The following is a 21,424-nucleotide window of genomic DNA, read 5'->3' as shown; positions in this document are numbered from 1 at the left end:
AATTTAACATAAAAAAGAGCTAGAAACCCTTGATACACAAAGGTTTCTAGCTCTATTATAACTACTCCCACTCGATTATATATGGTACTTTAAAAACCTTTAGAACATTAAGTTTTTTAACTGTAGACATTAATTTGGTGGGGGGATTGGTGGTCTGTCTACCAATATTAAAACAAATTCACTCAGTGCCAATGTACAATTTAATCCCATATAAACATTAAATCTTCATTTTTTAAATGTACTTGCTTTTCATACCTTTTTCTCTCCTAAATCGTCCGAATTTATAAAATTGAAATGTTAAAGAGCACCTTTTCTCATAACAATATTAGTTGAATATTTTGCCCAAAATTCATTTAGTATGTATAATTAAATATTAAAGGCTTTAATCAAAAAAAGGAGAGAATTTAATGTCCTATATAATTATTTTGGATACAAATATTGTATTTAATGATTTTTTCTTCAAATCTGCAAATATGAAAAAATTACTAAAATTAACACAACATGATAAAATAGAACTCTGTATTACGAAGTTTAATTATTATGAAATCCTAAAAAAATTCAGAGATCAAATTAGACCTCAGATTAAAAAAATAAAGAGGACTAGAGCTGATTTAAATAAATTAGAAGTATCCCATATAATTGATTTTGATAATTTGAAAGCTGATACATTTGTTGAAACATATAAGAATACACTTGATGAGATAATTAATAAGAATAACATAAAAATTATTGGTTTCCCTACATCAAAAGATGTAACTGAAACAATCTCACTTAAATACTTTAATAACAAGAAACCATTTGATGAAAATAAAATTTCTTTCCAGGATGCAATTATTTGGGAAAGCTTAGTAGAATATTATTGGGATAACCAACCAGATCAAATTGCATTTATCTCAACTAATCATAAAGATTTTGCTAATAAAGATAAAAAGGTTATTCATAAGGATTTAGCAGAGGATATTGAAGATTTATCATATTATGAGTCGTTATCGGAATTTTTAAAGAATGAAGAAAACAATTTAAGAGACTACTTTATTGATAACTATGAATACGATGAAGAATCATTATTAACTAACTTAAAATCATTCTGTGAAGAAAATTCGTTTATGCAAGATACAATTGATGACATGCTATTAAATGATCAATTTGAAGGTGAATATTTTAGTGGTTGGGGTACTGATGGATATATCGAAAATTACGAAATTTCTATAAACGAAGTTTCTAGGGATATTGAAGATGATACTTTGTTGGTACATTTTGATATCGAAGTAGATGTAAGTTTTAGTATTGAAACATTAGACCCAACATATGAACGCGGAGATCCTGGCGATGGAATGATGTCAGAAAGTAGTAGTACACAAATTTTGATTTGTAGTAATATAACTTACTTATTAGAAAGTGAAGAACTAATAGATTATGTTGAATTACACAGAGAATTTTGTTAATATTCCGAATCCATTTTGATTAACTTTTTCAAAATGGATTCTTTTTATCTACCGTAGAATACTAATTGAAAAGGTATGTTTAACCATACTTTTTGTAAAAGCAATACCACTCATTGATGCATATTTACGGTCTCTAACTTCTTTTGGAAATATCCAAAGAGAGAAGATAAATTAAATTCTCGATAATTGTTATTCTAAAATCACCTTGATAATAATTGCAATTTTTTAAAGAAGATTCATTTTAAAATTCACCTTGTCAAAGATCTCTTTTTTAGATCACGCTGATGGTTAACCAATTCTTTATTGTGGAAATCCTCTATCAAAGTCAATTAAATAAGTATTGTACTTTTCAAAATGATTAGAGCCTTTATTATGATAATACTTTTCAGCAGATAAACAGATATTCTTACATAGTTCATCTATATTTATAGTGACTGTCTTGATTTTATCTTTTTTTAAGTCACCATGACTTTGGTTTGTATAATTTGAACTAACAGATTCACCAAATGAATCTGCACCATTTACTCCTAATGTAAACTCATAGGAATAATAATACTTTTTATCTTCTTTCTTTCCCCATTCTTTTATTTCAGAATTTCCAGCATGCAAAAAAGAACAGCGTAAAAAATAACACATTCTTCCTGTAAAGTAGGGGTTTTTTGCTTTAGCATAATCCCTAGTCCACCCTTTACAGTCTGCATAATACTGATTTACCCAATTATCAAACCACATCGCATACTGTTTCCCAACATTTCGCTTCCCATCATCAAATACAATATTCGGGTATTCAATTTCTCCACAAATATCAGGTAAAGTTAAGGCTAATGCAAGAGCAGACAAATAACTTTTATTTTTTAGAGCAATTTCAATATCCCTTATTTTATCTAACATAAAATTTTCCTCTCTTAATTTATTCTGTCTCTGATGATTAGCACATTATAAAACTTGATCAAGTGCTACTATTTTTTAATACTTGATTGCCATTAAAATTAATGTTTGTTTGTGATGCTGTCTTGATTTTAACGTTCCCCTTCATTATTTCAGCTATCGCAGTATCTGCCCCACTCCACATATGGGCATAGTGTTTTAAAGTAATCTCTGGACTTGAATGCCCCATACGTTGTGATAACACAAGAACAGAAACATTAAATTCGTTGATTAAATATGAAGCATGGGAGTGACGCAATCCTTTTGCTTGAATCCTTGTTACTCCTGCAAATTGAGAATAACGTTTAATGATTCTGCCTATTGTGGATTTAATCATTGGCAATCCATCATAACTAAAAATAAAGTCATTTGAATTACCTAACCCTATCTCCAATTGTCTATTTTTCCATATTGTTAATATATTTATTGTATCATCATCAAGAGCGATAATTCTCTTTCCATCTTCCGTTTTTGTATAAGAATTTCTTTTCCATTCACTTCGCGTTTTCAAAATTAACATATGATGGACACGTAAACGTTTATTTTTCAAATCGACATCATTCCAACGTAAAGCAGTGCCTTCATTCACTCGTATTCCAGTCATATAGTAAACCCAAAGCATTACAAAATTCAGATGCTCATAAAAATCCTCTATATAAATTTGGTTTATCACTTTTTCAAAGTCCTCTTTTGTCCAATACGACACAACTGCCTTACCTTTAGGAATAGCTCTAACCTTCTTAGATATGTTCATTTCTAGGTATTGCATTTCAACAGCTTGATCTAAACTTTTACGAAACGTTCCAAATACTAGACTTGCATAAGATTGTGAATACCCCGCACCACCATTTTCTTTACTTGTTAATAACCATGTACGAAAATGCTGTACGTCTTCAACTGAAATTGAACGAAGAGGGATAGAAGCAAATCTATCCCTGATCTTCTCCAATATTCTTTTTCGCACAGAGAATGTACTTTCTTCAACATTCGTTTGATAATAAGGTATGTACACGCTATTCATAAATTGTTCGTAAGTCATTTTATAGTTAGAATAACTGTTAACCTTATGATATTCTCTTTTTAATCTAGTTAACTCTTTGTTTGCTTCAAATGCAGAAGCAAAAGGCTTACCATTAACATCTTTTCTTCCCTTTTTACGTATTCGTTTTCCCGTAATTCGATCAATACCAAATTCCGATTGATAAAAGAAATTTCCTTTATCATCAACATATACACCAGGGTATTTCGTTGTTTGTTGCGTTTTATTTTTCATTAGGAGTTACTCATTTCTGCCAAAAGGGAAACTCCTAAAATTGATTCAACCACATCCCTCGGTACTCTCCCCAGCCTTTTGTTGTTATAATACGGACAACCTTTTTGTACCATGATTGCTTTTGCCTGCCTAATTAGCGAAATAGCTTGATATTTCTTATAGCCTAGTTTTATTAAATCATCTTTACAAATTGTTGTACCCATCACACATATCCCTTTCCACACTAATACTCATCTTCGCTTACAAGTTCTAAAACACGTTGCTCGATTAATGATTGATCAGACTCAGTGATTTTTTCTTTCCCTATATGTACTAACTCTTTCAAATATTCCTCAGCATATTTTTCGCCGTATACTCGCCTAAATGATTCATAGACCATACTTATTGACTTTACAGTTGAATGCTCAACCCATTTTTTCTTTTTCTTTAAAGTCAACTTTTCACGCTGTACTTTCAAAGGTATTTCTTCAATACCTTCTATAAACTTTCCCCACCATTTCATTGTAGGAAGCCTATTTTTGTTATGTAACTCACTAACATTCTTAGGTTGTCTCTTGAAACAATAATGTGCTGATAGAACACCTTTAACTATAGCGTTCAATGGTTTCCCATTTGAGATTTGAAGAGCAACTAACATTGCTTTGTTTCCTGTCAACTCAAGTTCCCATCTAACCCATTTTCCAATGTTCACAACTTCATCTGCATTATCTCGTCTTTCTTGTTTCTTATCATAAATTCGTAAAATTTGAGGAGATGATCCTACGTACAACGTAAACCCTGTTAGTTTTCCATCAAGAATCCTTCCACTATTTATTTCAACATATTTATGACTTTTCGTACTCAACTGCCCTCGTTTCACATAATCCTGTAGCGTTTTTACAGATGGAGAAGCATTATCGAATATATCTAATGCCAAATCTATCCTTGATACCTTCCCTTGTATTCCTAAAATAAATGATACAAATTTGTACCAATGCCATCCATCAATTCTTGACATGTATTCCTCATACTGCCGACAAGCTTGTCCTGACATATCTACAAGAATGCTTCCATGATTTCCTGAAGAGTGGAGTTTTATATTCGCAAAGCTAATACATCTATCGTATGTTGGATAAGGCGATCCCTTAATCTCTGAAGAAAATTCAGAGATAGGGATTCCTAAAATTTCATTAGCAACGATTGAAAATTCACTATTCGGAATTGAACAACGAAAGTAATCAATGAGACACTGATTACTTCGATTTAGACGACTCATGTGCTTCACCAATGATATAACTATCAGCTTCAACTTTAAGCTCTGAATACTGCCATGTATCAATCATTGGTTTACCTTGCCCAACAAATGCTTTCTTTTGAACCTTTTTAGGCTTTACTTTTAGTCCCGAAAAGGAAATTGGAATGAACTCACCATCTTCATAATCATCTAAAATAGGTAGGCTATCCTGTTTTTCAACTATTACAGTAATAGGGGAGCCAATTTCAGTACCGCCATTTTGTAAGACGAGTTCGATAAATGGACGATCATATACTTTAAATGTGACAGAATACTTTCCAGTTTCAACTAACTCTCCATTTAGATTTTTTTCTTTCTCAATTCGAGTAGTAAAGCCGTCTTTCTGAATCAGCATGGCTGTAGGAATCTTAAATTGTTTAATATCAAAGTGGAAATCAGCTAAATCCACATTTTCCGAGTCATTTAACGAATGTAATTTAGACGATTTTAATATTAGTTTTCCCATTTTTACAGACACCTCTTTATCATTTTTTAAATCCCCAACTCTCGGGATTTCACACAGCCCTCTAACCCATGAGCACCAAGGGTTTCGAGCATTTTCGTTGAGGGAGATTCACCAGTGTTACCCAACTGGTGCGACCCTATTTTTCGATTCATGTTGAGCAAAAATCGCTCAACTGGCCATCACTTTTTCTGAACGTTTTCGACCACTCCGTTCGGATGGCTCTGCCACCGCCTCAAACCTTCACAAAAATTGACGGTCAATGTTGGCTGTAGCTGTTTGACAAGAATAGCATTAAACACTTAATTTGCTCTCTGAATCATTAGTTTTTCTATTTCTGCTATAAAATCAAAATCTTTGTCTATATACGGCGTTTCGAAATAAACTGGAGAAGTGTGTTTGCCATCTAGTTGTATGTAACCTCCACCTTTTTCTGTGACAGTCTTATATTCAACGTCTTTCGTATCAAATATCATATTATAGCCAATGGAATCCATAGCACCTAACCCAGCTTTAAACCCCATTTGTGCCCTTATATTTGTAGGTAGATCATCTGCGGATGGACGTTGCATAAGGATCTCGATCATTACTCCAGCTTGTCTACCTTTCATTACTAGAGTAAATACATAATCTAATGCTTCTTTAGCAATTTTCTTATCCACTGAATGCATAAAAGCTGAAAATTCATCAAATATCACAATAACGACAGGCAAATTAAAGTCTCGATACGTTTTTCCGAAAGCTGATATGTCATTAAAATACTCCGTATATCTTCGTTCCATCAATTCGACAGTTTCTCTAAGAATTCGACATATTTGGTTGGCATCTGTTGCAACTTTATTTTCAAATCCAGTAATAAATCTAAACAGACTCAAATCAGCTTTTTTAGGGTCTATAATTCGTAAATCAGCTTGCGGAGTCAACTTCAAATAATTAACAATCTTACCTAATATAAAGAATGACTTGCCCGATCCAGTACCTCCTACAATAAGAGAATGGGGGACCTTATGAAGCTCATAAGATATGTTGCCCGTTATTTTGATTTCATCTGAATCATTTACGTTAGTTACAGTAGAATTTAAATCTATACGTTCATCTTTATGCTTTAAAAATACATATTCAGCATAATCTACCGACTTATTGGTAGAGTCTAGTTCCAAGCCTAAAGCAGCTTCTAAATTCTCCCCTAGTTTCGTGGCTTCTTTAGTAAACCTGTCACCATCACGTAAAATCCTTACGACCACATGCCTACTTGTTTCCCTATATTGAATGCGAATTACTCTGACAATTCGCTTTTCCCTAACAACTTTATCGTTTTTAATAGATTCAAAGTATTCCTCGTCATATAATTTCAAAGTATCAATCATATAAGCTAAATTGTTCGCAATCCATGATTTAGGATTCTTAACAAAGTTAAAGTAGAGCCTTATACTTTTATAAATGGATACCGTCCAAAAAGTGATGATGATTAGATTAACGAAACCATTAAAACTGACAGAACGATACACCACAGGAATATTAATTATTAGTGGAGGAATAGCATTAGACACCATTCCACAAAAAGCTGTCAGCACAAATATGAATACTCCAAGGAGATATTTAAATAAATTCATTTTCCTGCGCGGAAAAACAACATGATGCCATTCACTCTGCCTTCTACTAAGGATATTCTTTAGTGCCTCTAGCTTCACAGATTACTAACGCCCTTTCAAGTTCTATTTTTTATATTTACTCGGTTCACTAATAATTTTACAAGGACCACATGAATTAACTTGCCAATCAAAACTAGAAGAATTGCAGATACTAATCCGCCCCAAAATACATAGGAAACATTAAAACTGTAATTTTTAAAATCTTGACCAAAGGTATCAAACTCTATCCAGCCATATTTTACTCCTGTCCCATAAACTTCACGAAGGTTAGTTACATCAGATGAAAACACATAAGTTCTACCAAAATCCGTAATACCTGACAGCCAATTCCCCAATAACAAATACACAATCGTAAAGGGTAGGAGAATTATAGCTGTCTCAAAGATAAATTTGTTTACCACTTTGATTATATTTTTCATTTATTTTCTTCTCCAAATTTTGCAATGGAGAAGCTTTAATTAGTGCTCTCCATTGCAAGTATGTTATTTCCTTTTCCTCATAATTATCTATGAAGAAGGATACTTCAAAAATCAATAACTCTCTCTGTTTGCGTTTCACTATAAGTAATAACATTTAAATTATTTACCTCAGTTTATTGCACAACATTTCTTACTTTATTCTTTAATTAGTTCTTTCCTACGTTCTAAGCACCCTACAGCATATGAATTCTTTTGCTTGATTGTTGAAATCATATAATCTAATTCATCTTCTGTATATGAATAATGAGATGTCGATAAATTGGCAAGTTGCTTCATCAGATAATTTAATTTTTCTATTCTCTTATTCATCAGACGTATAGATTTTTCTCTTTTCTCCATCACTTCACCCCCCTCACAATCAAATCAAAACGTCATGACATTGTATATATGTAGATAATATATGGACAACGTCATGACGTCAAGAGAAAAATAAAAAAGACTATGTTATCCATAATCTTTTTCCTTTTAAAATTCTTCTGCTTACTATTCTGTAGCATCATCTTTGTTATGATATTGTTTTTTTATTTCTTCATAGTACTTTATAATCGCAGTATTAATAATCCACGCTTTCGTTACTCTATTTTCCTTTTCTGTAATTAATTTTTGGACTTTATTTAAGCTATCTTCTCCTTTTTGATTAAGGTAGAAAGAAAACTTTGTACTTGCCATTTAAAAGACCTCCCATTTTTACGTTTACAATAGCATGATACTGTCATGACGTCAAACACTTACAATATCATAAAAACAGATTTCTAAAAAAGAGCTTTTGGGGGGTTATTCGGTGGGGAATCATATAAAAACAAGCCTATTTCACAGCATTTGATCCACGATAAACACTGTAAAATAGGCTTAATCAATTTATATCATTCTTAATTATTACTCCCACTCAATCGTAGCAGGAGGCTTACTCGTAATATCATACACCACACGGTTAATATGCTTCACTTCATTCACGATACGAGTCGAGATCTTTTCAAGTACATCCCAAGGGATTCTTGCCCAGTCACTTGTCATACCGTCAATAGATGTAACAGCACGGATACCGATTGTGTAGTCGTATGTTCTTGCGTCACCCATGACACCTACGCTGCGGATGTCTGGGAGAACCGTGAAGTACTGCCAGATGTCGCGCTCAAGCCCGAAGTTGGCAATTTCTTCGCGTAGAATCGCATCAGATTCACGAACGATTTCTAGTTTTTCTTCAGAAATTTCACCTAATACACGGATACCTAGTCCCGGACCTGGGAATGGCTGTCTCCAGACGATGTCATCAGGAATGCCGAGCTCTGAACCTAAGGCACGGACTTCATCCTTGAATAGCGTATTGAGTGGCTCAATCAATTCGAACTGCATGTCTTCTGGAAGACCGCCTACGTTGTGGTGAGATTTGATTGTTTGTGCCGTTGCTGTTCCGCTCTCAATAATGTCTGTGTAAAGTGTTCCTTGCGCTAAGTAGTCGATTCCTTTTAGCTTGTCCGCTTCGTCATCGAATACATAAATAAATTCGTTACCGATGATTTTACGTTTTTGCTCAGGATCAGACACACCTTTTAGCTTGTTTAAGAAACGATCTTTTGCATCTACTTTAATCACGTTCATGTTGAAACCTTCGCTAAATGTTTTCATAACCCCTTCTGCTTCGCCTTTGCGAAGAAGGCCGTGGTCAACGAAAATACATGTCAGCTGATCGCCAATTGCTTTGTGAATCAATACCGCTACAACAGATGAATCTACACCGCCGCTTAGTGCGCACAGTACTTGTTTGTCGCCTACTGTTTCACGGATTTTCTGCATTTCGATTTCAATGAAGTTCTCCATTGACCATTTGCCATCGCACTCACATACGCCGAAGACAAAGTTCTTCAATAGATCATTTCCGTACTCAGAGTGACGTACCTCTGGGTGGAACTGAACGCCATAGAAATTCTTCTCAGCTAAGCTCATCGCTGAGTTTGGACAATGTGCACTTGTTGCATCAACTGTAAAGCCTTCTGGTACTTCAACGACAAGGTCACCATGGCTCATCCAAACGACTTGATCCGTTGGAAGGTCTTTGAATAGAGCAGGTGTTCCGTTAATATGAATGTCTGCTTTTCCATATTCACGCTGGCTTGCCGCTTCTACTTTCCCACCTAAATAGTGAGTCATCAGCTGCATGCCGTAGCAAATGCCTAGAACCGGAATGCCTAGATCAAAAATCTTTTCGTCACAGCGGAAAGATCCTTCATCATATACACTGTTTGGTCCACCAGAAAGGATGATTCCTTTCGGCGCCATTTCTTTAATTTCTTCAGCAGTTAAAGTGTGCGGATGAAGCTCACTGTACACACCAAATTCACGAATACGGCGAGTGATCAGCTGATTGTACTGACTACCGAAATCGAGAACCAAAATCATTTCATTTACTAAATTTGTCATGGTGTCACCTCTATGTCCAATATAGTTTTTATAAACGCACAGAAAAAATGAGAGGAGAAAACCTCTCTCAGTGTAAATCACGCTTTTGAAGCGCCCAGACTCACATCCGAACGCTTCAATTTCATGTATTTTAGAAGGTTTTAATATTCACCTATTCTAACAACAGGAAGGTACGTGGTCAAGACTATCTCCTGTTTATTAAATTTTCCCATAACTTCACCGACTGCTGCCAAAGCGCCGACGCATCTTCTCGCCTGTAGAGCGCCCGCTCATAGAACTGCGTTAGTTCAGACATGTGATGATTCCTTTCCTTGTCATCGATCAAAGAAGCAAATTCTCTTAGCGTCATGCCTGGCTTTTTCTCGATCCCTCTGCGCCTTAGCTGCTTTAATAGAGCAGCATATGCGTAGAAAAAAGCTTCCTCATCTGGCAGACGTTTTACCTTTCTCACAATAAAGATTGGCAGCCATCTTGCTCTGAACCGGTAAAGCATCCAGCCTATGAAGCCAAGAAGGACAAGCACACCTGCTGCGTAACCCAAGATTGAACCAACATGAACCATACTTGGCTTTGCTTTAGCAGCTTGTTCCTCTTGTTTTGCCGCCTGTTCTGGTTCTTGTTGCTGCGGCTGCTGTGTCTGCTCGTTTTCTTGTTGATCAGATGCGGGCTGATCTTTTTCATCCTCTTGATCATCTGCTTGGTCGTTGTTAGCCGTGGTTTCATTCGTAAATGTCTCTGGGTTCGTGAACCCTTTTGTCGGTTCAAAAGTCACCCAACCACGGTTTGGAAAATACACCTCTACCCATGAATGGGCATTGTTATTGGTCACTTCATACACATTGTTTCCATCCATCTGTGTTTCATATAATTGACCTGACGTGTACCCTTTCACCCATCTCGCCGGAATTCCAATCGAGCGAAGCATGACAATCATCGAGGTTGAAAAGTTATCACAATAGCCAATCATTGTGTCAAATAAGAACTGATCCACATAGTCTTCGTTACGCCCAGGCACAGCGACATTTTGGGTTTCATATGAAAACTTCGCAGATCCTAAATAATCCTCGATCGCTTTTGCTTTATCATACATATTATCCTTCGTTTCCGTTAAGCTGTTCGCCAATGTTTTCACACGCTCTGGCAGCGAGGATGGGAGCTGCAAGTATTCACGTCCGACCTGCTGATTCACTTGCTTCTTGGTTGGCACTTTGATTCGCTGTAAGTCCTCTAGGATAAATGTAGGTGATAAGAAGCTGACTCGATAGTTCCCTAAATTTTTGGGCGGGTTTTGAGTAGACGGGACAATTTTCTCCGTTTTGCCCATCATTTGCAGTGGAATGTTTTCCATTGGCGTCAGCATAACCGTACCAATCGGATAAACAGCATGATTAAATCGATAATTTGATTCCATATCGACTCTCGTTTCATGCTCCTCTGTTTTCACGCGATTGGTAAACCACCGATTCGGCACTTCATTCCCTTTTAACCGAGTAGGTTTCGTATCATTTGAAGCATCCTCCCAGCCTTTCCCCGTGTAAATACTTTTTGTTTCTACACGAAAATAAGACGGCTCTTTTCCGCTCCATTTAAATACCGGTGTACGATCCTCACTAAACGGTCCCCCAAGCGACGAATCATCCGCACTATATCCCACCTTATTCTGCCCGGCAGAACCATCTTGATTCGTGACCGCTTTAAAAAACGGAACAGGGTCAGGCCATTTTGGATCAGATTTTGGCAAAGAAGCACCGAGTGATGCTGATACAAGGACAAGCGCCAGCATGGGTAAGAACCAATTGAGACGCGCTTTCTGTGACACCCGCACACCTTCAGCCGAACGAAGCCGGTCGAAATAGAGCAGGCCAAGTAAACAAAAGCCAAATACCATAATTCGAATGATCGCAAAAGTCGCATCATAAGGCGTAAACGTATCAAGAATCGTGACATATACAATCGTCATCAGTAAAAAGAAAAAGATACGCTGCTGATACACAACCCAATAATGAAGCAAATAAACAAGTAGCCAAAGCAAAATATAAAACAACAATGTGCGGAAAGACGGATACATGTCACTCCACATGCCCATGCTCATCAAAGAAATATTATCTTGAATATCAGCAAACAGCGCAGGCAGATAACTTGGCTCTGATTGATAAAAAATCAAGTATAATGCGAGCAAGATCAATCCAGCACAAATAGGAAACGTCACATACCACTTCAATCGAAAGAACGTAAACAAACACGTAAGCCCTATAAAAATGATGAAATAAGACGTATGACTCGTCTCTGTAAAATCTTGAAGCGGACGAAGCCACTCCCAAAGCAGCAGAAATGCGACAGCATAATAGATGAACAACTCAAAACGGCTTTGCCGCTGATGCATATGCAGCATAAATGTTTGTCACCTCACAGTTCTTTCGTGCAGCCGGTCCTCAAATAAAAGGGTCGTGTGTATCCCAGAAGCTTTAAGCCGGTCCACAAGCTGTTTTTCTTTTGCCGTCAATCGATCAACGGCTCTCTTCACTAAAAGAACGGTGATGTTCTTTCTGTTTCGATTCCCAAGTAAAATGGCAACAAGCTCTTCTTGCAGATGACCTGTCACCACATACTTTCCTGTCTGCTGGTGCTCACTCGCTGTTAATGATTGATAATCAGGTAAACGAGACGGCTGATACTGCACCTTTGTTAAATAGTAGAGCATGTCCTGTAAATGCCACTCTCCTTGATCCACTCGAAATAAGTGCTGATCCCCAAGCGGGACAAGACCTACTGGCACCCCTTTTTTCACAGCCGTTTGCAGAACCGATGCGGCCATAGACACAATCGTTTCAAAAGCGGCTTCATCTGTAAAATCAGCAAACACCACCAGATCCTTTGTCTGATTCTGTTCAAATTCCTTCGTCATGAGCTGACCTCTTCTAGCTGTTGTCTTCCAGTCCACCCAAGCGAAACGGTCTCCTTGCTGGTATTCACGCACACCTGTCGTCACATTTGTCGGTTCATTTAACCAAGAGTGCACCGCTTTGCCTCCATTTTCATTCACCGATGCAGCAGATTCAACAGGAATATCCAACATTTTCGGATACACAAGCAATTTTTTCTCTAGTGGAAGAATCACTTCTTTTTCAACAAACCCAAACATATCACCCGTTTTGATTCTAATTGCCGTCAATTGATGCTCTCCCCGCACAATGTCATTGAATTGATACGAAAATCGCCACGTTTTCCGAAACCATGGAAAGATCATTCGCTTCATTTCAATCTGTTCCTGTAAATGGAAGGTATCCGGCGGGTCATCCTCAAGTATGGCGTACACGTACGGAAATAAATTCGTCCGCTTGATTTCAAGGTCAACAGACAGCACATCCCCTGCCTTTAAGCGGGTATACTGTAATGTCCTTTTGGCTGTTGCACGAAGTGGAACAAGGGCAAACAACAAAGCATACAAAGCATATGGTAAAAATGCATAGAAAAGGAACCAGCTCACAAAGCCGCCCTGAAACATGGCATAGCAAAAGGCTGTTGCCGTGAGAAGAAGGAGCATAAACACCCGTAACCATAGTGAAAAAGCGAAACGGTCACGTGACTTCATTGAGTCATCGACTTTTGAACTGGTACGCCAATATGCTCAATCATCTGTCGCAACAGTGTCTCCGCCTTCTTCCCTTCATACGTTGCTTCTGATGTCAAAATCATGCGATGCGGCAATGTGTAAGGCGCCAAATACTGTACATCATCAGGAATCACATAATCCCGCCTGTTCAACAGCGCATACGCCTGAGCCGCTTTCATCAATGCAATTGAACCCCTTGGGCTCACGCCTAAATAGACAGACGAATGATTTCGCGTCGCTTGGACGATTTCGACAATATATTCTTTAATCGATGCATCCACATGTACGGTCTGAACCGCTTGCTGCAAAGCATGGATATGATCTTTTGTCATGACTGCCTGAAGCGTGTCAATTGGCGTTTGCTTCTCCTGCAAATTCAGCACCTCAAGCTCCTCCAGCATGGTTGGATACCCCATCTGCAGCTTAAATAAGAAGCGATCCATTTGCGCTTCTGGAAGTGGATAGGTTCCCTCATACTCCACTGGATTTTGCGTTGCCATCACAAAGAAAGGATCTGCCAGCGGCATCGTTTCTCCGTCCACTGTCACACTGCCTTCTTCCATCGCTTCAAGAAGGGCTGATTGTGTTTTAGGAGAGGTTCGGTTGATTTCATCAGCCAAAATAATCTGCCCCATAATCGGTCCTTGTCTAAATTCAAACTCGTTTGTCTTTTTATTATAAATCGACACACCTGTTACATCTGAAGGCAAAAGGTCAGGCGTAAATTGGATTCGCTTAAACTCACACCCAATGGATTTTGCCAGAGCACGAACCATCATGGTCTTCCCAACGCCAGGCACATCCTCTAATAGCACATGCCCCTTCGCCAAAATCGCAACAAGGCTTAATATCGCAATATCTTTTTTCCCTACCATCACTTTATTGATGTTATCTACGATTTTTTGTAAATCTGAATGCATCGGTTCATCAAATGCCATCCTGATCCTCCTATCACGTTTCCGTCAATTTTCATATAGTCTAACTTTACCATACAACACGCATTTGCATGAAACATCAACACGTAGAAAAAAGAAGCCTTCTCACGACGGAAAAGACTTCTGCTCCTCTTTAGGCTCACTTGCTGGTTCCATATGAACATGAGAGTGTAGAATATCATGTTCCTGCTTCATTCTGCGTTCAATTTCATCTGCAATATCATGGCTTTCTGCGATGTTTAAATGCGGTTCTACTTCAACGACCACATCCACATGGACGGTGCTTCCAAGATAACGAGCTTTAATGTCTTTCAAATCGCCCACTCCTGGTGTCGCTTCAATCGTCTCTTTATATTTAGACATATCTTTTATATGAAAACCGTCCGTTAACGAATGAGACGCATCTCGGAAAATCTCCCACGCCGTTTTACAGATAATTAAGCCAATCACAAACGCAGCAAGCGTATCAACCCACGCCAGCTGAAATTGAGAGGCGATAATTCCGACAAACGTCCCGATACTCACATAAGCATCTGATTTATTATCAGCCGCTGCGGCATATAGCGCCTGGCTATTAATTCGTTTAGACAGTTTACGGTTATACATATACACGCCATACATCACAACAGCACTTCCTGCTGCCGTCCAAGCTGCAATCATATCAGGCGTTTGATGCTCTGATGAGAAAAGCGACTGGCCTGCGCTCAGCAAAACCTGAAGCCCGACAAGCATCATAATAAAGGAAGCCACAAGTGACGCAATATTTTCAGCTCTAAAATGACCGTATGGATGATCCTCATCAGGTGGCTTCTGAGAAATACGCAACCCAATTAATACGGCAAGCGAAGCAATGATATCTGTCGTATTATTCAAGCCATCTGCGGAAAGGGCTTCTGAATGAAACACATACCCAATGATCAGTTTGACAGCAGATAAGATCACATAGGCTATAATGCTGACCCAAGCACCTGTTTCACCTTGTCTTAATTCGTTGTAGCGCTCCATACCGAACAGCGCCTCCTCACACATTACTTTTCTATATTTATCTTACAAAGCCAAGCCCGTGTGGGTCTACAGCAACATGATTCGCTTGAATCAGCAAAATAGGATACATAGAAATGTGTTGACCTAAGCAAACTTATTTTTATAAGGTCAATTGACCTCAAGACCTACTCCCATCAACGTTTTTCAAAACCACCCCGAAAAATGAAAAAGAACAAAATCACTCTACTATATAATTGTCAGAATAGTTTTATTTTAAAACACAACTTTTCTTTCTTCCTTCTTATGCTATTTTTAAGAATGGGCAGAGGAAAATGAGGGAACATAATCTCTCAAATCCTTTATACTTTTTAACATCATGTTAAGAGGTTTGAAATGTCAGTTTGATAACCTGTCCAATGCTGAATGACAATTCAGTATGATAAAATTTAAAATATTCTAAAAACAAACTCTTGAATAAAAGAGAAATGTTTGGAGGTAAAGAAATGTCCAACATGACAAACGGTCTTCAAAAAAACCTTAAGACAAGACATATTTCAATGATCTCCATTGCCGGGGTCATTGGGGCAGGGCTATTTGTTGGTAGTGGTGCTGTCATTCATTCTGCAGGGCCTGGATCGATTCTTTCCTATTCATTTGCCGGACTTCTGGTCATCTTTATTATGAGAATGCTTGGAGAAATGGCATGTGCCTATCCGACAAGCGGCTCTTTCTCACAATATGCGAGCGACGCCATCGGCCCGTGGGCCGGGTTTACAATCGGCTGGCTTTACTGGTTCTTCTGGGTCATCGTCATCGCCATCGAAGCCATTGCCGGTGCTGCCATTATTCAATATTGGTATGGAGATGCACCTGTTTGGCTCACAAGTCTTATCCTCACAATCCTCTTAACTTTGACAAATATCTTTTCTGTTAAATCTTTTGGCGAATTTGAATATTGGTTTTCATTGATTAAAGTCGTCAGCATTATTCTATTCCTACTCATTGGTTTTGCATTTATCTTTGGTTTTGGCGGTCATCATACTGCAGGTCTTGCCAATTTAACGGGGAATGGCGGTTTCCTTCCAAACGGGTTCGGCTCTGTGCTCCTCGGGATTGTCGTTGTCATCTTTTCCTTCATGGGAACCGAGATTGTGGCAATTGCCGCAGGTGAATCAGCAGACCCTGTCAAATCTGTGACAACAGCTACCCGTTCAGTTGTATGGCGTATTATTGTGTTCTACGTTGGGTCGATCGCCGTCGTTGTCACGTTACTCCCATGGAATTCAGCGAATATTTTAACAAGCCCGTTCGTTGCAGTATTAGAATACATCGGTGTCCCATCAGCCGCTCAAGTCATGAACGTCATTGTTTTAACAGCCGTTCTTTCTTGTTTAAACTCCGGCCTATACACAACGTCCAGAATGCTTTATTCATTAGCTGAAAGAGGCGAAGCACCAAAACGTTTTATGAAAACCAGCAAACGCGGTGTCCCTGTAGCAGCGACAGTCGCAGGTACCTTCTTTTCCTATATTGCCGTCATGATGAACTACTTTTACCCTGAAACCATCTTTCTATTTCTAGTCAATGCCTCTGGTGCCATTGCACTTCTTGTCTACTTGGTCATTGCCGTTTCACAATTAAGAATGCGTCGTAAAATTGAAAAAGAAAATCCAGAACAACTCAAAATCAAAATGTGGCTGTTCCCATACCTTACGTACTTTACCATTTTGGTCATCTGCGCCATCTTGGCCTCTATGCTGTTTATCGAATCGATGAGACCTCAGCTCATACTGACAAGCATCATTACCATCGGTGTACTAGCCGCCTACTTCATCTTTAAACCGAATAAAAAAGTGCCTGCAAGTGCAGCGCTTGAAAATAAACACCCTTAATTCTCCCGCTGAAAAGCGGGTTTTTTATTTTATTCACCTATTTAGATGTCCGCACTTATAATGTATCAAATTGATTTTAAGTGAGGATTAGTCAACATGAACCTAGAAAAGTTTGTTGACGAGCTGCCAATTCCAGAAGTCGCAGAGCCCGTCAAAAAAAACCCAAGACAAACGTATTATGAAATCGCTATGGAGGAGGTGTTCCTAAAAGTTCATAGAGATCTGCCCCCAACCAAGCTATGGACCTATAATGGCAGTTTGCCGGGTCCAACCATTAAAGCGAATCGAAATGAAAAGGTCAAAGTGAAATGGATGAACAAATTGCCGCTGAAACACTTCCTGCCTGTCGATCATACCATTCACGCTGGACATCATGATGAACCCGAAGTCAAAACAGTCGTTCACCTGCATGGGGGCGTGACACCTGCAAGCAGTGACGGTTATCCGGAGGCTTGGTTTTCGCGAGACTTTGAAGCGACCGGCCCCTTCTTTGAACGAGAGGTTTACGAATACCCTAATCACCAGCAAGCATGCACATTGTGGTATCACGATCATGCCATGGCATTGACACGATTAAATGTATACGCCGGATTGGCTGGCTTTTATTTGATCTCAGATGCGTTTGAAAAATCACTCGAATTACCGAAAGATGAATATGATATCCCTTTAATGATCATGGACCGGACATTCCAGGAGGATGGCGCACTGTTTTACCCAAGTAGACCAAATAACACACCAGAAGATAGTGACCTTCCAGATCCCTCCATCGTGCCATTTTTTTGCGGGGAAACGATTTTAGTCAATGGAAAAGTATGGCCGTATTTAGAAGTAGAGCCTCGAAAATATCGTTTTCGTATCTTAAACGCGTCCAATACAAGAACTTACGAGCTTCATCTAGATAACGACGCCACAATCTTACAAATTGGATCTGATGGCGGCTTTTTGCCAAGACCTGTTCATCACCAATCTTTTAGCATTGCACCTGCTGAACGTTTTGATGTCATCATCGACTTCTCAGCTTACGAAAACAAAACGATTGTTTTAAAAAATTCGGCAGGCTGCGGTCAGGATGTCAATCCAGAAACAGATGCGAACATTATGCAATTTAAAGTCACTCGTCCGCTCAAAGGAAGAGCAGCTAAAACATTACGTCCGATCTTCAAACCACTGCCACCGCTCCGGCCGAGCCGAGCTGATAACGAGCGGACGCTAACGCTTACTGGCACACAAGATAAATATGGGCGCCCGATTTTATTACTAGATAACCGGTTTTGGAATGATCCTGTCACGGAAAATCCTCGACTTGGTAGTGTAGAGGTATGGAACATTGTCAACCCAACAAGGGGTACACACCCTATTCATTTACATCTTGTTCAATTTCGGGTGATTGATAGAAGACCATTCGATACAGACATCTATCAATCAACAGGTGAAATCGTGTACACGGGACCAAATGAAGCGCCTCCTTTGCATGAACAAGGCTACAAGGATACAATTCAGGCGCATGCTGGTGAAGTCATTCGCATCATCGCTCGGTTTGTCCCATATAGCGGACGATATGTGTGGCATTGTCACATTTTAGAACACGAAGATTATGACATGATGCGGCCGATGGATATCATTTAGTAAATATGAAACCTCCTCTCTCTTAATTGCGTAATATAAAAAGGGCTAACAGCTTCTATATATTAGCCCTCTATTTTCTTTTCAATCTCCATGAGAAAAACGAACAATGTATCGCATGAATGGCATTTTTTTGAACATTCCACACTTAAAAAGTTGACGAAGTAAACCGATAATACTACTATATACCCATTACCTCTATCAAAAGGCACTTAAGAAACCAAGCACGAACAAATAGAAAATCGTCATAAAAAACGGAGGAGTTCAATTTGAATGAAGAAAAAGAGACTTGCCAGGTCAAGCAAGAAACAGTGGCAGGTAACAGGGAGAAGCTTTCAATTCATGAAAACGAGAGCATTCGATCAAACATTGAACAACTAACAATTGAACTCGGTGAACAAAAAGAATTCAATCACTTCATATTAGATGAAAAACAGAAGACCATCAGCACATTATCGGCTCTCATTGCAAAAGGTGATTGTGATGAAGAGTTAAAAGCTCATTTTGTACAAGCATTACATATCGGGCTCTCTGTTATAGAGATTATGGAGATCATTAAGCACTGTACAAAGGTTGCAGGATTCCCTCATTCCATTAATGCCTTGTTTATTTTTCAAAACTTACTAGATGAAAACAATAAATAAATAAGAGAAAACGAGAAGTCTTCTGTCCTCTCGTTTTTTTATTTCCACTTACTTTACTCTCTTACGCTGATTCTGTCACAGTAGCAAAATATCAAAATACCACTCATTTCCTTGCTTAAAAAGTGATGTTCATTTCACAAACCGCATTTTTCACCGACACATCCCATGACAAAATAAAAAAACGTCCAGTTATATAAAATAACTGAACGCGCACCTTTTACCGATTGACAGTGAAATTGTTAACAATCCCGCCTTCTTTCTCCCAAGCGGTTTCTACTGTTTTCTTCTTAATATCATATTCAAAAATGGTTCTGACCTTCGCCTTTCGTCCTGTGTCATCCTTTAATTCCTTTGCGTTCTTTGCAACACCTAAGAAATAAACAGATGTACCATCCGCAGAAAATTGCGGCTGGGCAGCACTTAAAATACGCACATCTTGGCTGTTTTTAACGAGTGTCTTTGTTTTTCCTGTATCTACATCCATCACCTTAATAGATGATACTTCTTTTTCATTTCGAACCTTCACTTCTGTATAAATGAGTTTTTTATGATCTGGTGAAAAAGAAATATCATTGATGGTTTGAGAAATACGTGCAATTCGCTTTCCCTTCTCACCTGTTTGAAGGGTAATCTTCATGGTCGTTGGTTCAGGATCCATTCCTTTTTCATTTGCCTCATCCGTCTTTTTATAATCCTCTTTTAACGAATAATGCTGAATGGCCAACAGATTTGATGCTGGATCATAAGCAAAAGAACTCACCGTATCATCATCACTTTTTTTTGGATATAACACTTTCACTTTCTGTGTTTTCAAATCAAAAGACGCTACATAAAATTGCTCACCTGAATCCTTGTTATACCTTAGATATAACTGTTTTCCGTCACCAGAAAGTCTCATACTGTCGATTGAATCGTCACTCGTAAAGAGCGTTTTTTCTTTATCCGTTTTCACATTCAATTCCCGTATACTTACTTTTTGTGTGTCTTCATCTGTATACGTGTAATATAAAAGCTGCTTCGCCTGATCATAAGCAATTGAAGGATATGCTGTCAGTTTCTCTGTATGAAGCGCCTTGTCATGCAAGTAATAAGTATTGTTTAACTTTTGATCCGTAAATGAAACAAGCAATTCGTCTTTTGCATCTTGATTTGTTTTCACTTTTCCTGCATGTTTTGCCTCTTGCCCCGGCTTCATCATGAAGAAGATGACGGCCGCAATCACTACGACTCCAATTACTGTGATGATCCACCATGTTGATTTTTTCATTGACTTTCAGACCCTCTCCACAAGAAAAGAAGCCAGAAAATGAACTTTTCCCGCTTCTTTGCATGCCTATGTATTAATAAGTGTAATGCCCTTTGACGACACCTTTACTTGTTTTATACCCAAGTGCTTTGAATGCTTTCGGACTTACGTCTAATACTGCGTTTGGCATTCTACCTACATCATATTTATATACTGTAATCACTTTATGTGGTTTCGCTTTTGTTGTCACTCTTAGTTTTGTACCTTTTTTCGGTACGTCAAATCCCATTTTCGTTGCTGCATCCCAATGACCGAGTTTTTTTCCATCTGCGCCTTTTTTACCGACACCATTATACCATGTAATATTGCCGCTTACTTTTTTTGCACTTGCTCCATGTGAGAAACTAAACGCTAAAAATAAACTAGCTACTGTTACGATTGTCGCGATAAGCTTTTTATTCATTAAAAAATCCTCCGTATTTGGTTTCTGACCCTATTATACATGAAGATGCACCCAGTTATTTTACAGTCACATTACAATTCGAATACAAGTTGAC

At 38.2% G+C, this 21,424-nt stretch carries 20 protein-coding genes; 4 read left to right on the top strand and 16 right to left on the bottom strand.

Features of this window, described 5'->3' with window-relative positions; all coding sequences use genetic code 11:
* Positions 1–407 precede the first annotated feature (407 nt).
* Entirely contained in the window at positions 408–1,445 is a 1,038-nt protein-coding gene (locus MHB38_RS03145) for a PIN domain-containing protein (protein ID WP_341002383.1), read from the top strand.
* Between the two features lie 300 nt (positions 1,446–1,745).
* On the opposite strand, the gene MHB38_RS03140 is transcribed toward MHB38_RS03145, so the two are convergent.
* From MHB38_RS03140 to MHB38_RS03075, 14 genes are all read right to left on the bottom strand, one after another.
* Entirely contained in the window at positions 1,746–2,336 is a 591-nt protein-coding gene (locus MHB38_RS03140) for a hypothetical protein (protein ID WP_341002381.1), read from the bottom strand.
* A 58-nt stretch (positions 2,337–2,394) separates the two neighbouring features.
* Positions 2,395–3,645 carry a tyrosine-type recombinase/integrase gene (locus MHB38_RS03135; protein WP_341002379.1) on the bottom strand — a complete coding sequence of 417 codons (1,251 nt, stop codon included), beginning with the start codon at positions 3,643–3,645 and terminating at the stop codon, positions 2,395–2,397.
* Positions 3,645–3,848: a DUF3173 domain-containing protein gene (locus tag MHB38_RS03130; protein ID WP_056705756.1), complete on the bottom strand. Its 204-nt coding sequence runs from the start codon at positions 3,846–3,848 to the stop codon at positions 3,645–3,647. Before MHB38_RS03130 ends, MHB38_RS03135 begins: the two co-directional genes overlap by 1 nt.
* Positions 3,849–3,868: 20 nt before the next feature.
* Positions 3,869–4,900 carry a replication initiation factor domain-containing protein gene (locus MHB38_RS03125; RefSeq protein ID WP_135226958.1) on the bottom strand — a complete coding sequence of 344 codons (1,032 nt, stop codon included), beginning with the start codon at positions 4,898–4,900 and terminating at the stop codon, positions 3,869–3,871.
* Positions 4,878–5,384: a hypothetical protein gene (locus tag MHB38_RS03120; protein WP_034320420.1), complete on the bottom strand. Its 507-nt coding sequence runs from the start codon at positions 5,382–5,384 to the stop codon at positions 4,878–4,880. Before MHB38_RS03120 ends, MHB38_RS03125 begins: the two co-directional genes overlap by 23 nt.
* A 299-nt stretch (positions 5,385–5,683) precedes the next feature.
* Positions 5,684–7,072, bottom strand: a complete 1,389-nt coding sequence (locus MHB38_RS03115) for an FtsK/SpoIIIE domain-containing protein (protein WP_235562258.1) — start codon at positions 7,070–7,072, stop codon at positions 5,684–5,686.
* Between the two features lie 17 nt (positions 7,073–7,089).
* Positions 7,090–7,452: a hypothetical protein gene (locus MHB38_RS03110; protein WP_341002371.1), complete on the bottom strand. Its 363-nt coding sequence runs from the start codon at positions 7,450–7,452 to the stop codon at positions 7,090–7,092.
* 195 nt (positions 7,453–7,647) lie between these two features.
* The gene (locus tag MHB38_RS03105) at positions 7,648–7,851 is read right to left on the bottom strand and encodes a hypothetical protein (protein WP_056705764.1); all 204 of its coding nucleotides are present in this window, start codon (positions 7,849–7,851) and stop codon (positions 7,648–7,650) included.
* 144 nt (positions 7,852–7,995) lie between these two features.
* Positions 7,996–8,181: a hypothetical protein gene (locus MHB38_RS03100; protein ID WP_056705768.1), complete on the bottom strand. Its 186-nt coding sequence runs from the start codon at positions 8,179–8,181 to the stop codon at positions 7,996–7,998.
* A gap of 207 nt (positions 8,182–8,388) precedes the next feature.
* The gene (gene guaA, locus MHB38_RS03095) at positions 8,389–9,930 is read right to left on the bottom strand and encodes a glutamine-hydrolyzing GMP synthase (RefSeq protein ID WP_017359841.1); all 1,542 of its coding nucleotides are present in this window, start codon (positions 9,928–9,930) and stop codon (positions 8,389–8,391) included.
* A 184-nt stretch (positions 9,931–10,114) separates the two neighbouring features.
* The gene (locus tag MHB38_RS03090; RefSeq protein WP_341002367.1) at positions 10,115–12,322 is read right to left on the bottom strand and encodes a transglutaminase TgpA family protein; all 2,208 of its coding nucleotides are present in this window, start codon (positions 12,320–12,322) and stop codon (positions 10,115–10,117) included.
* Between the two features lie 9 nt (positions 12,323–12,331).
* Positions 12,332–13,522 (bottom strand): DUF58 domain-containing protein, encoded by a 1,191-nt coding sequence (locus MHB38_RS03085; protein WP_341002364.1) that lies wholly within the window; start codon positions 13,520–13,522, stop codon positions 12,332–12,334.
* On the bottom strand, positions 13,519–14,481 hold the full coding sequence (locus tag MHB38_RS03080) for an AAA family ATPase (RefSeq protein WP_341002358.1): 963 nt from the start codon (positions 14,479–14,481) through the stop codon (positions 13,519–13,521). Before MHB38_RS03080 ends, MHB38_RS03085 begins: the two co-directional genes overlap by 4 nt.
* 102 nt (positions 14,482–14,583) lie before the next feature.
* Positions 14,584–15,483 (bottom strand): cation diffusion facilitator family transporter, encoded by a 900-nt coding sequence (locus MHB38_RS03075; protein ID WP_008344349.1) that lies wholly within the window; start codon positions 15,481–15,483, stop codon positions 14,584–14,586.
* A 482-nt stretch (positions 15,484–15,965) separates the two neighbouring features.
* Between MHB38_RS03075 and gabP the strand changes: the two genes are divergently transcribed.
* The 3 genes from gabP to MHB38_RS03060 all read left to right on the top strand — a co-directional run bounded on the left by gabP (position 15,966) and on the right by MHB38_RS03060 (position 19,621).
* Positions 15,966–17,354: a GABA permease gene (gene gabP, locus MHB38_RS03070; protein WP_341002355.1), complete on the top strand. Its 1,389-nt coding sequence runs from the start codon at positions 15,966–15,968 to the stop codon at positions 17,352–17,354.
* A 96-nt stretch (positions 17,355–17,450) separates the two neighbouring features.
* Positions 17,451–18,980 carry a multicopper oxidase domain-containing protein gene (locus tag MHB38_RS03065; protein WP_182489573.1) on the top strand — a complete coding sequence of 510 codons (1,530 nt, stop codon included), beginning with the start codon at positions 17,451–17,453 and terminating at the stop codon, positions 18,978–18,980.
* A 266-nt stretch (positions 18,981–19,246) separates the two neighbouring features.
* Positions 19,247–19,621 carry a carboxymuconolactone decarboxylase family protein gene (locus MHB38_RS03060; protein WP_045034410.1) on the top strand — a complete coding sequence of 125 codons (375 nt, stop codon included), beginning with the start codon at positions 19,247–19,249 and terminating at the stop codon, positions 19,619–19,621.
* 217 nt (positions 19,622–19,838) lie between these two features.
* Here the strand turns inward: MHB38_RS03060 and MHB38_RS03055 are convergent, their stop codons facing one another.
* Positions 19,839–20,888 carry a TolB family protein gene (locus MHB38_RS03055; protein WP_326115339.1) on the bottom strand — a complete coding sequence of 350 codons (1,050 nt, stop codon included), beginning with the start codon at positions 20,886–20,888 and terminating at the stop codon, positions 19,839–19,841.
* A gap of 73 nt (positions 20,889–20,961) precedes the next feature.
* A complete protein-coding gene (locus MHB38_RS03050; RefSeq protein WP_003213878.1) occupies positions 20,962–21,330 on the bottom strand; it encodes an RlpA-like double-psi beta-barrel domain-containing protein in 369 nt (122 codons plus the stop codon).
* Positions 21,331–21,424: the final 94 nt, after the last annotated feature.

Origin of the sequence: Bacillus sp. FSL K6-3176 (genome assembly GCF_038003325.1) — a bacterium.
GTDB lineage: Bacteria > Bacillota > Bacilli > Bacillales > Bacillaceae > Bacillus > Bacillus altitudinis.
This window is presented reverse-complemented; position numbering and strand designations above follow the sequence as displayed.

Coding starts and splice junctions, on each gene's coding strand:
- MHB38_RS03145 (WP_341002383.1), top strand. CDS start 408: ATGTCCTATATAATTATTTTGGATACAAATATTGTATTTAATGATTTT.
- MHB38_RS03140 (WP_341002381.1), bottom strand. CDS start 2,336: ATGTTAGATAAAATAAGGGATATTGAAATTGCTCTAAAAAATAAAAGT.
- MHB38_RS03135 (WP_341002379.1), bottom strand. CDS start 3,645: ATGAAAAATAAAACGCAACAAACAACGAAATACCCTGGTGTATATGTT.
- MHB38_RS03130 (WP_056705756.1), bottom strand. CDS start 3,848: ATGGGTACAACAATTTGTAAAGATGATTTAATAAAACTAGGCTATAAG.
- MHB38_RS03125 (WP_135226958.1), bottom strand. CDS start 4,900: ATGAGTCGTCTAAATCGAAGTAATCAGTGTCTCATTGATTACTTTCGT.
- MHB38_RS03120 (WP_034320420.1), bottom strand. CDS start 5,384: ATGGGAAAACTAATATTAAAATCGTCTAAATTACATTCGTTAAATGAC.
- MHB38_RS03110 (WP_341002371.1), bottom strand. CDS start 7,452: ATGAAAAATATAATCAAAGTGGTAAACAAATTTATCTTTGAGACAGCT.
- MHB38_RS03105 (WP_056705764.1), bottom strand. CDS start 7,851: ATGGAGAAAAGAGAAAAATCTATACGTCTGATGAATAAGAGAATAGAA.
- MHB38_RS03100 (WP_056705768.1), bottom strand. CDS start 8,181: ATGGCAAGTACAAAGTTTTCTTTCTACCTTAATCAAAAAGGAGAAGAT.
- guaA (WP_017359841.1), bottom strand. CDS start 9,930: ATGACAAATTTAGTAAATGAAATGATTTTGGTTCTCGATTTCGGTAGT.
- MHB38_RS03090 (WP_341002367.1), bottom strand. CDS start 12,322: ATGCTGCATATGCATCAGCGGCAAAGCCGTTTTGAGTTGTTCATCTAT.
- MHB38_RS03085 (WP_341002364.1), bottom strand. CDS start 13,522: ATGAAGTCACGTGACCGTTTCGCTTTTTCACTATGGTTACGGGTGTTT.
- MHB38_RS03080 (WP_341002358.1), bottom strand. CDS start 14,481: ATGGCATTTGATGAACCGATGCATTCAGATTTACAAAAAATCGTAGAT.
- MHB38_RS03075 (WP_008344349.1), bottom strand. CDS start 15,483: ATGGAGCGCTACAACGAATTAAGACAAGGTGAAACAGGTGCTTGGGTC.
- gabP (WP_341002355.1), top strand. CDS start 15,966: ATGTCCAACATGACAAACGGTCTTCAAAAAAACCTTAAGACAAGACAT.
- MHB38_RS03065 (WP_182489573.1), top strand. CDS start 17,451: ATGAACCTAGAAAAGTTTGTTGACGAGCTGCCAATTCCAGAAGTCGCA.
- MHB38_RS03055 (WP_326115339.1), bottom strand. CDS start 20,888: ATGAAAAAATCAACATGGTGGATCATCACAGTAATTGGAGTCGTAGTG.
- MHB38_RS03050 (WP_003213878.1), bottom strand. CDS start 21,330: ATGAATAAAAAGCTTATCGCGACAATCGTAACAGTAGCTAGTTTATTT.